Annotated in this window: 9 protein-coding genes; 3 read left to right on the top strand and 6 right to left on the bottom strand. The window is 67.2% G+C overall.

What is annotated here, in order from left to right; all coding sequences use genetic code 11:
- Positions 1 to 226: 226 nt before the first annotated feature.
- The 3 genes from ACM0PY_RS17985 (at position 227) to mtnC (ending at position 2,216) form a co-directional block, all read left to right on the top strand.
- Entirely contained in the window at positions 227 to 868 is a 642-nt protein-coding gene (locus ACM0PY_RS17985; RefSeq protein ID WP_180885860.1) for a methylthioribulose 1-phosphate dehydratase, read from the top strand.
- A 91-nt stretch (positions 869 to 959) separates the two neighbouring features.
- The gene (locus ACM0PY_RS17980) at positions 960 to 1,517 is read left to right on the top strand and encodes a 1,2-dihydroxy-3-keto-5-methylthiopentene dioxygenase (protein ID WP_021204389.1); all 558 of its coding nucleotides are present in this window, start codon (positions 960 to 962) and stop codon (positions 1,515 to 1,517) included.
- Between the two features lie 3 nt (positions 1,518 to 1,520).
- On the top strand, positions 1,521 to 2,216 hold the full coding sequence (mtnC, locus tag ACM0PY_RS17975) for an acireductone synthase (protein ID WP_180885862.1): 696 nt from the start codon (positions 1,521 to 1,523) through the stop codon (positions 2,214 to 2,216).
- An 81-nt stretch (positions 2,217 to 2,297) separates the two neighbouring features.
- Here the strand turns inward: mtnC and ACM0PY_RS17970 are convergent, their stop codons facing one another.
- The 6 genes from ACM0PY_RS17970 to ACM0PY_RS17945 all read right to left on the bottom strand — a co-directional run bounded on the left by ACM0PY_RS17970 (position 2,298) and on the right by ACM0PY_RS17945 (position 12,218).
- Positions 2,298 to 4,916, bottom strand: a complete 2,619-nt coding sequence (locus ACM0PY_RS17970; protein WP_180885864.1) for a glycosyl hydrolase 2 galactose-binding domain-containing protein — start codon at positions 4,914 to 4,916, stop codon at positions 2,298 to 2,300.
- Between the two features lie 90 nt (positions 4,917 to 5,006).
- Positions 5,007 to 6,233, bottom strand: a complete 1,227-nt coding sequence (locus tag ACM0PY_RS17965; protein WP_134971037.1) for an AGE family epimerase/isomerase — start codon at positions 6,231 to 6,233, stop codon at positions 5,007 to 5,009.
- A complete protein-coding gene (locus ACM0PY_RS17960; RefSeq protein WP_005416347.1) occupies positions 6,230 to 7,225 on the bottom strand; it encodes a carbohydrate kinase family protein in 996 nt (331 codons plus the stop codon). Before ACM0PY_RS17960 ends, ACM0PY_RS17965 begins: the two co-directional genes overlap by 4 nt.
- A gap of 7 nt (positions 7,226 to 7,232) precedes the next feature.
- A complete protein-coding gene (fucP, locus tag ACM0PY_RS17955; RefSeq protein ID WP_005416346.1) occupies positions 7,233 to 8,546 on the bottom strand; it encodes an L-fucose:H+ symporter permease in 1,314 nt (437 codons plus the stop codon).
- Between the two features lie 60 nt (positions 8,547 to 8,606).
- Positions 8,607 to 9,656: a LacI family DNA-binding transcriptional regulator gene (locus ACM0PY_RS17950; protein WP_134971039.1), complete on the bottom strand. Its 1,050-nt coding sequence runs from the start codon at positions 9,654 to 9,656 to the stop codon at positions 8,607 to 8,609.
- Positions 9,657 to 9,752: 96 nt separating this feature from the next.
- The gene (locus ACM0PY_RS17945; RefSeq protein ID WP_180885868.1) at positions 9,753 to 12,218 is read right to left on the bottom strand and encodes a GH92 family glycosyl hydrolase; all 2,466 of its coding nucleotides are present in this window, start codon (positions 12,216 to 12,218) and stop codon (positions 9,753 to 9,755) included.
- Positions 12,219 to 12,580: the final 362 nt, after the last annotated feature.

Raw genomic sequence — 12,580 nt, 5'->3', positions numbered from 1 at the left:
GCTCTTCCTTCTTCACTCCGTGGCCGGCCGCACGCCGGAACCTGTCCGAGGCGGGGCGGGTGGGCCGTGCAGGGGCGTGAGCCGCATGGATGCGGCGACCGAGCTTACAGGGACGTACTTGCAGCGTCCCCTGCACGGCCCACCCGCCCCGCCAACCCCATGAACCGCTCTACACGACCCGCCACGAGGGGCTCAGCCGTTGGCCGAATCCAGTAAAATCGTCGGCATGAACGCCCCCACCTTCCCCTACGACACCGCGCGCCTGAGCGAACTGGCCCAGCTGCTGATCGACAACATCCGCGAACTGGCCCACGCCGGCTGGACCCCGGCCACCAGCAGCAACTTCTCCCACCGCCTGGACGACCGCCACGCGGCGATCACCGTCTCGGGCAAGGACAAGGGCCGCCTGATCGAGGATGACATCATGGTGGTGGACTTCGACGGCCAGGCCGTGGGCCGTCCGTTGGGCCCGTCCGCCGAGACCCTGCTGCACACCCAGCTGTACCGCCGCTTCCCGGAGGTCGGCTGCGTGCTGCATACGCATTCGCCGGTGCAGACCATCGCCTCGCGCCTGTATGCGCCGCAGGGCCACATCCGCCTGGAGGGTTACGAGCTGCTGAAGGCCTTCGCCGGCAACAGCACCCACGAGATGGCCATCGACGTGCCGGTGTTCGCCAATACCCAGGACATGAACGTGCTTTCGCAGCAGGTCGATGACCTGCTCGACCGGCAGAACCTGTGGGGCTACCTGATCGACGGCCATGGGCTGTACGCCTGGGGCCGCGATATGGCCGAAGCACGCCGCCACCTGGAAGCGTTCGAATTCCTGTTCCACTGCGAACTGGAACTGCGCAAGCTGCGCAGCTGAACCGGCGCGCAGGTGCAGATGCCGATCCGGAATCTGCGCCCCGCCCCCACCCTGCTACCCTGTCTTCCCCCGAGACGTTCAAGCTGCCGCCATGAGCCGACTGCGCATCTACGACGACACCCGCCCCGAATCGCCGCTGCTGGACACCCAGGACGGCGCGGTCATCGCTGCCGAACTGCAGAAGATCGGCGTCACCTTCGAGCGCTGGCAGGCCACCGCGCCAGTCGCGCCGGGCGCCAGCCAGGAGGAAGTGTTCGCCGCCTACCGTGCGGACATCGACCGCCTGGTCGCCGAGCGCGGCTTCAAGAGCGTGGACGTGGCCTCGATCGCCCCGGACAACCCGAATCGCGCCGAGCTGCGCAAGAAGTTCCTCGACGAGCACTTCCACAAGGAAGACGAAGTGCGCTTCTTCGTTGCTGGCTCGGGCCTGTTCACCCTGCACGTGGGTGACAAGGTCTATGAGATCGAATGCGTGAAGGACGACCTGATCGCCGTGCCCGATGGCACCACCCACTGGTTCGACATGGGCGAGGAACCCAGCTTCGTGGCGATCCGCTTCTTCACCGAGCCGGACGGCTGGGTCGGTCACTTCACCGGCACCGACATCGCGCAGAAGTTCCCTCGTTACGTACCCACCCAGGCGTCCTGATCCATGCAAGCCCGCGTCATCCTGACCGACATCGAAGGCACCACCAGCAGCATCTCGTTCGTCAAGAACGTGCTGTTCCCCTATGCGCGCAAGGCGTTGCCCGCGTTTGTCGCCGAGCATGGCCAGCAGCCGGACGTCCGCCGCTGGCTGGATGCGGTGGCTATCGAGATCGGCGGTGCCTGCCAGGACAGCCTCGTGGCCGAGACGCTGCAGGGCTGGATCGACCAGGACCGCAAGCACACCGCACTGAAGGCGCTGCAGGGACTGATCTGGGACGAAGGCTACCGCCGTGGCGACTACACCGCGCACTTCTACCCGGAAGTAGCGCCGGTGCTGAAGGGCTGGCACGCTTCCGGCCTGCCGCTGTACGTGTACTCCTCCGGCTCGGTGCCGGCGCAGAAGCTGTTCTTCGGTTTCAGCGACGCCGGCGACCTCAGCCCGCTGGTGTCGGGCTGGTTCGATACCGAAGTCGGCGGCAAGCGCGAGGCCGACAGCTACCGCCGCATCGTGCAGGCCATCGGCGTACCGGCCGGCGAGATCCTGTTCCTGTCCGATGTGGTGGAAGAACTGGATGCCGCCCGCGAAGCCGGGTTGCAGACCCGCCTGATCGATCGCCTGGATGATTACCCGATGCCGCGTACCGGCCAGGCCGCCAACGGCCATGAACGGGTCGAGAATTTCCAGCAGATCCAGCTGTAAAGCGCCGGGTAGATGCCAACCTTGGTTGGCATGTTCCGGGTGTGCCAACCAAGGTTGGCACCTACCAAAGCGGGATACCCCTCAACGGTCGTTGAGGGTCTTCACCTGCAGCGCTTCGCGCAGGGTAGCCAGATCCGCCGGGCCGCGCACCGCGATATCGCGGGTTTCACCCGGCAGCAGGTCCAGCAGGTTGTCTTCGACCTGCACATCCAGCGCGCCGAAGTCGATCCACGCCGCGCGCACATACGCCGCGCTTTCCAGCCGCAGACGATAGTGCTCCCCTTCGATGGACAACGTGGCCTTGAGTTTCTGCCGCAGCAACACCTGGCCCTTGGCTTCAACGAAACCGACCACCTGCCGCGCACTCACGTTGCCGTCCTGCAGCAACTCGAACACCGCCACCGTACGCATCGGGTCGGCACCGGCCAGCAGCTCCGCATCGCTGAAATCGCCCATCGGGGTGACACCCGCCGCCGCCAACGTCACCGTTTCCTCGCGACGACGCAGCACCTTCCCCTCCACGTCCATCACCCGCAGACGCCAGCGCGCATCCAGTGCGGCACCGTCGTTGATCAGGCGCACCCGCGTGCTGCCCTCGTCGCGCAGCGCTGCCACCGTCACTGGCGCGAAGAAACGCCGCGCGGCGAAGTGCAGCGCCTTCCAGCGGCCGAAATAGTCCACGCTGGACCACGAGGCGCCGGGCCAGACATCGTTGAGCTGCCAGTACAGCGAACCCATCGTGTATGGCCGCGAGGCGCGATGATGCAGCGCCGCCAGTGCGATGCCATCGGCCTGCATCACCTGGCTGAGGTAGACGAAGTCCTCGAAGTCCTTCGGCGTGCCGTAGCCCAGTTCGATGTAGTGCAGCAGGCGGCTGTTGCCCTCGCCCGCCATGAATTTCTGGTGAGCGCGGATCACCGGGCTGTCGATGCGCTGTTCGGCGCGGGTGGCGATCTGGTCCACCGTCGCCACCGACGGCCACGCTTGCAGCCCGTACTCGGACATGAAGCGCGGCGTCTCACGCAGGTAGGCCTGCACCGGCAGCGCCGGATTGCCCCAGACCTGCCAGTAGTGCTTGTCGCCACGCGTTGAATCGTTGGCCTTCTCGTCAAGGTCGTTGCTGGGCGAGCTGGACCAGTACGGCACGCCCAGCCCCTCCTCGCCCACAACCTGGCGCAGGTCGTTGCCGAACAGGTCGACGTAGCCCTGCCAGACCTTCGCCGCAAATCCCGGGTCGGCCGCCTTCAGGTCGCGGCCGTGGCCCCAGTCCTTCCAGGCGGTTTCTTCCTCGTTGTTGCCACACCACAGCACGATGCTGGGGTGATGGCGCAGACGACGTACGTTGTCGCGTGCTTCGGCCACCACGTTGGCACGAAACGCCGGATCGTAGCCCGGCTGCATGCCGCCGCCGAACATGAAGTCCTGCCACACCAGCAGGCCCAGTTCGTCGGCGATGTCGAAGAACGCGTCCTCCTCGTAGTAGCCGCCGCCCCAGTTGCGCAGCATGTTCATGTTGGCGTCGCGCGCGGCCGTCAGCACCTGGCGCAGGCGTGCGGTATCGACGCGCGCGGGGAAGGCATCGAACGGAATGACGTTGGCGCCCTTGGCGAAGATCTCCACGCCGTTGATGACGAAAGCGAAGCCCTGCCCGCCCTTGCCGTCTTCCTCGCGGCGCAGTTCAACCGTGCGCAGGCCGATGCGCTGCTCGCGCACCAGCTCCGGCGCGCCACCTTGGTCCAGGCGGGCCCGCACCGTGTAGCGGTCCTGCGCGCCGTGGCCGACTGGCCACCAGCGCCGCGGATCGGCCAGTTCAACCGGAACCTCGATGCTGTTCTGGCCGGGCTTCAGCAGCACCGTGCGCTGCACCTGGGCCACGTTGCGGCCCTGCGGATCGCGCACATCCACAGTCACCACGGCCGAGCCCGCCGCCGCGCCCTGCTCCACCTGCAGCAGCACGGCCAGCTTCGCCTGCTCCGCGCTCAATGCATCCGTGCGCACCGCAAGATCGGTCAGGCGGTGCGCGTCCCAAGCCTGCAGATCGATTCCGCGCCAGACGCCGGCGGTGACATAGCGCGGACCCCAGTCCCAGCCGAAGTGGTAGGCCGGCTTGCGCGCGAAGTTGCCGACCATCGCGTCCTTCGGCTCATCGCCATACGGCGACGGGTAGTTGCCAGCGATCTTGTGCGGCATTGCCTGCACGCCCGGCAGCAGGGTGCGGATCGGCGAACGGAACACGATCTGCAGTTCATTGTTGCTCGCACGGAGGCGGCCTTCGACCCGGGCACGCCACGTGCGGTGTGCGTTGTCCGCGCGCAGCAGCGGCTTTCCGTTGAGGCTGACTTCGGCATAAGTGTCCAGCCCGTCGAAGCGCAGTTCGGCATTGGGCTTGGCCAGCATCGCCGCATCCACGTCGAAGCGGGCGCGGTACTCCCAGGCGGCCAGGCCGATCCATTGCAGTTCGGCCTCTGGTGCGCCGACATACGGATCACGGATCAGTTCGTGAGCCAGCAGGTCGGTATGCACGCTGCCCGGCACCGTCGCCGCCCGCCATTGCTGCAGACCTGGGTGAGCGGCGCCCTGCGCGTCGCCGGGCAGCATACGGAACTCCCACTGTGCCTGCAGCGGCGCGGCAGCGACCGGGAAGGCGGACGCCGCGATCAGCAGCAGGAGCAGGCGGACAACGAGGGGAAGGCGATGCACGGGATGCTCCTGTTATTCCGCCGGGCATGGTCCGGCGCTACCTGCAAGTCCAGTTCACGGCAGTGCCGGGCCATGCCCGGCGCGCCAACCTCAACGCACCACGTTCAACACTTCGTAGCACGCACCCATGGTGTGGTAATCCACCTTGCCGGCCGGGCTCTTCTCGTCGCTGTACTTGCGATTGTCGGCATCGAGGATGCGGAACCAGGCGCCGTACCGGTGATCGACGAAGTGTTCCCACGAATACGCCCAGATACGCTCGTACCACTGCCAATAGCGGTCATCGCCGGTACGCTTGGCCATCAGTGCGGCGGTCGCAAGCGTCTCCGCCTGCACCCAGAAATACTTGTCGTCGTCGCAGACGAAACTGTCGCCACCGATCGGGGCGCCATCCATGCCCGGCTGCCGGCGCGACTCCGGCGCGAAACCGTAGTACAGGCCACCCCGCGCCTCGTCCCAGCTGCGCGCCACGGCCACGTCGAACAGGTGCTGCGCGGTCGGCACCAGCCAGTCGACCTGCACATGGCGGTCCAGGATCAACAACAGCTTGGCCCATTCGGTCTGGTGGCCGGGCTGGAAGCCCCATGGGCGGAACAGGTGCTTGGGGTCGTCCAGGTTGTAGTCCCAGTCGATCTCCCAGTTGGAATCGTAGTGCTCCCACACCAGGCCACCGGCCTTGGCGGCCTGGCGACGGGTCATGTTGTCGGCCAGCTGCAGCGCGCGCTCCACATAGCGCTGTTCGCCGCTGGCCTCGAAGGCGGCCAGCATCGCCTCGCACATGTGCATGTTGGCGTTCTGGCCACGGTAGCCGGTGAAATTCCACTGCCCATCGGCTTCGTCCTTGTAGAGGCCGTGCTGGGGCTCCCAGAAGCGCGCCTCCAGCAGCTGCCAGGTCTCGTCCATCCATGCGCGGGCCTGTTCGAGACCGATCTTCAGTGCGCAGCTGTAGGCCAACAGCACGAACGCCACGCCGTAGCAGTGGTTCATGTCGTCCTCGACCTTGCCGTCGCGCAGGGTCCAGGCGTAACCGCCGGTGGCCGGGTTGCGGTGCACCTCACGCAGGTAGCGCACGCCGTGCTCGACCGCCTCTCGGTACTCGGCGTTGCCGAATTCGCGGTAGGCCATCGCGTAGTTGAAGACGAAACGCGTGCTGCTCACCAGATGGCGATGGTTGGCGTCGTAGATGCTGCCGTCGTCACGGAAGTAGTGGAAGAAGCCACCGTTCGGATCGATGCAGCGCGGATGGTAGAACGCCATCGTGTCGGCGATATGCGCGCGCAGGAACGCGGGCGAACGGAAGTCGGGGGAGGTGCTCATGCGGTAATGTCCTGGGCCTGCAGCAGCTGCTGCACTTCATCGAGCGAGGGCATCGCGGCGAACGCGCCCTTGCGGGTAACAGCCAGCGCACCGACCGCGGCGCCGAAGCGCAGCGTGGCGGTGATCGCCTCCGGGTCCTGGCAGAAGGCGGCAAAACCGGCACCGGCGCCGCCGCGCTCCAGCAGCCCAACCAGAACGCCACCGACGAAAGCATCGCCAGCCGCCGTGGTATCGACGGTAGCCACGCGGAAGCTGGTGACCGTGCCGTGGTTGTCGCGCGTGTACCAGTGCAGCGTGGCCGCACCGTCGGTGACGATCACCCAGCGCGCGCGCGCAGCGAGCAGGCGCCGCAGTACCGCAGCCTCGCCATCGGCACCCAGCGGCGCGGCCAGGTAGTCCAGCTCCTCGCGCGACAGCTTGACCAGGTCGGCGCGTTCCAGCGCCTGCCACAGGCGCGGTGTCGGGTCCTCGTTCGCCGGCCACAGCGCCGGACGCAGATTGAGGTCGAGGCTGACCACCGCACCAGCCGCACGCGCGCGATCCATGCCGGCGAAGGTCGCCTCGGCGATCGCCGCTTCGGTCAGGCTGTTGGAACAGACATGGAAGCACTGTGCGCTGTCGAAGCACGCCGCCTGGAAGTCGCTGTCACGAAACAGCAGGTCGGCTGCCGGCGGGCGATAGAAGCTGAAGCTGCGCTCGCCGCTGGCATCCAGTGCGACGAAGGCCAGTGCGGTCTTGGCCGCATCGGTACGCACGATGTAATCCGTGCCCACGCCGTGCTCGACCAGGCTGTCGGCCAGGAAGTCGCCGAACATGTCGCGGCCCAGCGTGCCGACGAACTGCGTCTTCGCACCCAACCGGGCGGCCGCAACGGCAACGTTGGCCGGTGCGCCACCCGCGTACTGCAGGAAGGCGCGCGGCGTGTCGGCCGAGGCCGGCGGCTGCGCTAGTAGATCGATCAAAATTTCGCCGAAGCAAACGATGGCACCCATTCCGGACTCAGCCTCCCTGCGTTGCGGAGGCCGGCGTACGCGCGCCGACCAGTCCGTAGAAAATGATGTAGCCGTAGCACAGCAGCGGCAGGATGAAGCTGGCCTGCACACCGATGTGGTCGGCCAGGACGCCCTGCAGGTACGGCACCACGGCACCGCCGACGATGGCCATGATCAGCAGGCTGGAGCCCTTGTTGGTCAGCGGCCCCAGGCGCTCGATGCTCAGCGCGAAGATGGTCGGGAACATGATCGAGTTGAACAGGCCGATCGCCACCACCGAGTACAGCGCGATGTTGCCGGAGCTCAGCATGGTCGTGACCAGCAGCGCCACGTTGACCAGCGCGAAGATCGCCAGCAGGCGGCTGGGCGAGAAGCGCGCCAGCAGCGCGGAGCCCGCGAAGCGGCCGATCATCGCCATCGTCCAGTAGGCCGACACGTAGTGCGTGGCTTCCTGTTCGCTGAAGCCACCGATGTTGGGCATCGACAGGTAGTTGACCAGGAAGCTGCCAATCGACACCTCAGCGCCGACGTAGAAGAAGATGCCCAGCACGCCCAGCAGCAGGTGGCGCTTGCGCAGCGCATCCAGGTAGCTGTGGTGGTGGCCCTGGTCGGCCTGCTCGGTGGCGTCGCTCAGCGCCGGCAGGCGGAACAGGAACACGAACAGCGCCAACAGCACCAGCGCCACGGCCAGGCCCACGTACGGTCCCTGCACGGCCTGCGCCTCGGCGGCACGGTAGGCCAGCTGCTCGGCGGCCGGCAGCGCCGCGATGTCGTCAGCGCTCTTGACCGTGTTGGACAGGATCAGCATGCCGCCGAAGATCGGGGCGATGGCCGTGCCCAGCGAGTTCAGCGCCTGCGCCAGGGTCAGGCGGCTGGAACTGGTCTGTTCCGGGCCCAGCAGCGCGACGTACGGGTTGGCGGCGACCTGCAGCACGGTAATGCCCGTGGCCAGTACGAACAACGCGCCGAGGAAGGCGCCGTACACGCGCAGCTCGGCCGCCGGCCAGAAGCCCAGCGCGCCAATGCCGGCAATCACCAGTCCAGCCACGATGCCCTTCTTGTAGCCCAGCGCCGCCACTAGCCGGCCCGCCGGCAGCGACATCAGGAAGTAAGTGCCGAAGAAGGTGAACTGCACCAGCATCGCCTTGGCGTAGTTCAGTTCGAACACCGCCTTCAGGTGCGGGATCAGGATGTCATTGAGGCAGGTCAGGAAGCCCCACATGAAGAAGATCGTGGTGACGACAGCCAACGCCTTGCCGTTGGTGACGGCGGGTGCGTTGCCCGAAGAACCCGATGGACGGGGCGTTGCGGAAATCGGCATGCGGTACGCGCCTCGATGCGCGGAAGGTCGTTGTTGCGTGGAAGGGGTATGCAGAAGGAATCAGTTCGGTCGTGCGGCACTGCTTTCGCGGATGCGCAACTGCACCGGCGCAACCGTGCGCCGTGGCGGCGCGTCCGGTTCGTCCAGTCGCTGCAGCAGCAGCGCGGCAGCCTGGCGGCCACGCTCGCGCGGGTCGGCGGTGAGCGTGGTCAACGGCGGAACCGCGACCGACGCCTCGGAAATATCGTCGAAGCCTGTCACGGCAAAATCACCGCCCGGACGGATACCGCGCGAGTTCAAGCCCAGCATCAGGCCAAGCGCGACGGTGTCGTTGTAGCAGACCGCCGCACTTGGGCGATGGCCATTGGCGAACAGCTCATCGGTGCGCGCTGCCGCTTCCAAGCGATTCGGGGCCGATTCGATCATCCAGCCCGGCGGCAGCGACAGGCCGGCCTCGGCCAGCGCCTGCTGGAAACCCGCGCGGCGCTGGTGGCAGGAACTGGATGCGGCGTGGCCCCCGAAGAAGGCGATCTGGCGATGGCCGCGCTCGATCAGGTGGCGCGTGGCCAGATAGGCGCCGTGCTGGTTGTCCAGGGTCAGGAAGTCCCAGTCGGCCCCGGCCAGTTCGCGGTTGAACAGCAGCACGTTGGCATTGGCACCCAGTGCCTGCCGCAGCTGTGCGGTATCGCTGCCCTCGGCCGGCGACAGGATCAGGCCGGCCGGGGTGTGCTCCATCAGCGTGGACAGCACCGCCTGCTGCCGCTCCGGCGATTCACCCGTGCTGCCGAGCAGGGTCACGTAGCCACGCCCGCCCAACGCCTCGTCCACGCCCGATGCGAACTCGGCGAAGAACGGGTTGGAGAGATCGTTGATCACCAGCGCGATGCTCGACGAGGTACGACGGCGCAGGTTGGCCGCCGCGCGGTTGTAGACGTAACGCTGGCGGCGCAGTTCGGCCTCGACCTTGGCCCGGGTATCGACGTTGACCAGCGGGCTGCCACGCAGCACCAGCGACACGGTTGCCCGTGACACGCCGATCGCGCGCGCGATGTCGGTCACCGTCACCGCCTTGCCGGCGCGCTTGCTGGGACTGTTGCCGTTGTCGTTCATCGTCTTCCCGGACTCCGCTGGAGGCTCAAGCCTAATGGATCAGGGCCGTGTCGTGCCGTGCCGTTCGCTGGGTCAACGCGAACGGCACAGTCCGGCTCAGCGCAGCTGGCTGCCCGGTGCCGCGCACCAGGACACCGGCAGGTCCTTCACCGCCGTGCCCCAGCCCTGCTCCGGCGCCTTCGCGTCGAGTGCGAACTGCAGGCGCGGGCCCTGCTGCAGGCGGTCCCAGTCCAGCCACACCGGTGCATGCGGCTGGCCGTCGACCCGCACACCCTGCACGTACTGCAGGCGGCGGCCATCGGCACCCGGCGCGTCGATGCGCAGGGTCCGGCCATTGCCCATGTCCACGTCGACCTTGCTGAAGCGCGGCGTGTGCAGCAGGAACTGGCCGCTGCCCGGCACCGCCGGGTACACGCCGATGGCGCTGAACAGGTACCAGGCCGACATCGTGCCGAGGTCATCGTTGCCGGTCACGCCATTGGGGGCATTGGTGAACAACTGCTGCGCGGCACGCACCACGGCCGCGGTCTTCCACGGCTGGCCGATCAGCGTGTACAGCCACGGCGAGTGCAGGTCCGGCTCGTTGTTCGGGTTGTAACGGAACTGGTTGTAGTAGCTGTACGGCCCGACCACCCACGCCTTGCGGGCGGCATTGAGCGGATCGGCCTGCAGCGCGTCCATCGCGAAGAACGCATCCAGGCGGCGACCGGCCTGTTCGCGGCCGTCCATCGCTTCGACCAGGCCCGGCACGTCCTGCTGCGCCAGCCACTGGTACTGCCACGCCGTGCCCTCATGGAAACCGTGGTGCGAACGCGGACTGTAGTGGCCATCGGCCGGCGTGTACCACTGGCCATCCTCGGTGCGCGGGCGCGGGAAGCCGGTGAAACCCGTCTCGGCATCGCGCACCTGCGGGTCCCACACCTTGCGCCAGTTGCGGCCACGCTCACGGAGTGTCGCCGCATCCTGCGCATGGCCCAGGCCATCGGCCATCTGCGAGAGCGCGCAGTCGGCCAGCGCATATTCCAGCGTGGCCGAACCACCATGGTGCGGATCGACATCCATGCCCTTGGACGGGAACGCGCGGTCGTAGGCCACATAGCCCTTGTCCAGGTAGGTCGGGTTGCCGGAGCGTCCGGCCATGCGCGAGTTCAGTGGTGGCGTGCCGAAGGCATTGCGGCGCAGTGCATCCCAGGCTTGCGATTCACGGCCCTTGAGCGCGCCGAAGCGCCACAGGTCGACCATGAACGGCGTGACCGGATCGCCGGTCATGATGTTGGTCTCGAAGTTGGCATAACCCCAGCGCGGCAGCCAACCGACCTGTTCGTCGATCGCCAGCAGGGTACGGCCGATGTCGCGCGCCACGTCCGGGCGGGTCAGCGCCAGCCACTGGTTCTGCGCGCGGTAGGTATCCCACAGCGAGAAGTACTCGTAATAGGTCCAGCCATCAGCGCTGTGGATACCGTCGTCATAACCACGGTAGCGGCCGTCGGCGTCGTTGCCGGTCATCGGCTGCAGCAGCGCGTGATAGACCGCGCTGTAGAACACGGTGCGGTCATCGGCGGTGCCGCCCTGCACGCGCACCCGGCCCAACTGCTCACGCCAGGCCTGCTGGGACAGCGCGCGCATGCGGTCGAAGCCGAGCAGCGCCCCACCCTGCATGCCCTCCGCGCGCAGGTTGGTGCGCGCGCCTTCGGCATCCACATGCGAGATCGCGCTGACCGCTGTCACCGACTGGCCCTTGGCCAGGTCGAAGCTGAGCCAGGCACCGTTCGGCTTCTGCTCGCCTTCCATGCTGTGGCGCGCGCCCGGCAGGCCACCGCCCTCGCCCCAGGTGCCATGCGCCTTGAACGGACGGTCGAACTCGATGCGGAACCAAGTGGTGTACTGATGGCCGCCGCAGAAACTCTTGGTGACCAGCTTGCCCTCGACCACGCGGTCGCCGACCACATCGACCACGCTGCCGATCACCGAATGGCGCTCGTTGGCCTGGCCGACGTTGACGAGGACGTGGCCATCGCCGCTGCGCTGGCTGAAGGTGTAGCGCTCGGCCGCGGCACGGGTACGCGCGGTCGCCTCGGCATCGATGCCACCGTAGCTGGTCAGGCGCACCTTGTAGTAGCCGGCCTGGCCGACCTCGCCATCGTGGGTGAAAGCCGACGCATAAGCCTTGTGGTCGAACTGCTTGGCATTGCCGGTATCGAAATCGCCACCCGGACCGATCGAGCCGGTCACCGGCAGCACCGACAACTGCCCGCCCTGTTCCCAGCAACCCGCGCCGGACAGGAAGGAGTGGCCGAACCCGCGGATCTTCTCGTCGTCATAGCGCCAGCCCGAGTAGTGGCTGCCGATCGGACTGACCTGGATCAGGCCGAACGGTGCCGACGCACCCGGGAACGTGTTGCCGTCGTCCTTGCTGCCGATGAAGGTGTTGACCTCGCGCTCCAGCGCTGCCGGGGCAGCCTGCAGCAGCACCGGCACTGACGACAGCGCGAGCAGGCAGGCCAGGCGCACCAGCGGGCGCGAGGACAATGGGACGGCGGGAGCGGACGGCACTGGGCGCATGTCGGATTCCTGTAGTCGATGACGCGGAGGCAGACGGCCGGGGGCGTTCGGCACCGTTCCGCTGAGCCCTGCCCTGACCTGCAGAGAGCTCCCCCTGGAATGACGCCCGACCCACCAGACCGTGAATTTAGATCGATTCAAGTAGAGCATGCAGGTTCAGCCGAATGCATTCTGCGGCGCAGCATGAGAGGGGGTGTTCGGCAGGGCTGCGCCCTGCACGTGCTACGAGCTGGAGCAACAGCAACAGCAACAGCAACAGCAACAGCAGAAGCCAGTTTCCTGCGGGGAGTCGGGGTGGGTCCGGTTGCGGGGGACGCTGCAAGTACCCCTCCGGGGCCCGGCCCAGCCGCCAGCGGCTGGGC

It is taken from the genome of Stenotrophomonas sp. BR163 (assembly GCF_047520985.2).
Classification (GTDB): domain Bacteria; phylum Pseudomonadota; class Gammaproteobacteria; order Xanthomonadales; family Xanthomonadaceae; genus Stenotrophomonas; species Stenotrophomonas sepilia.
The sequence above is the reverse complement of the archived record's forward strand: the minus strand, read 5'-3'. Positions and strand labels throughout refer to the sequence as shown.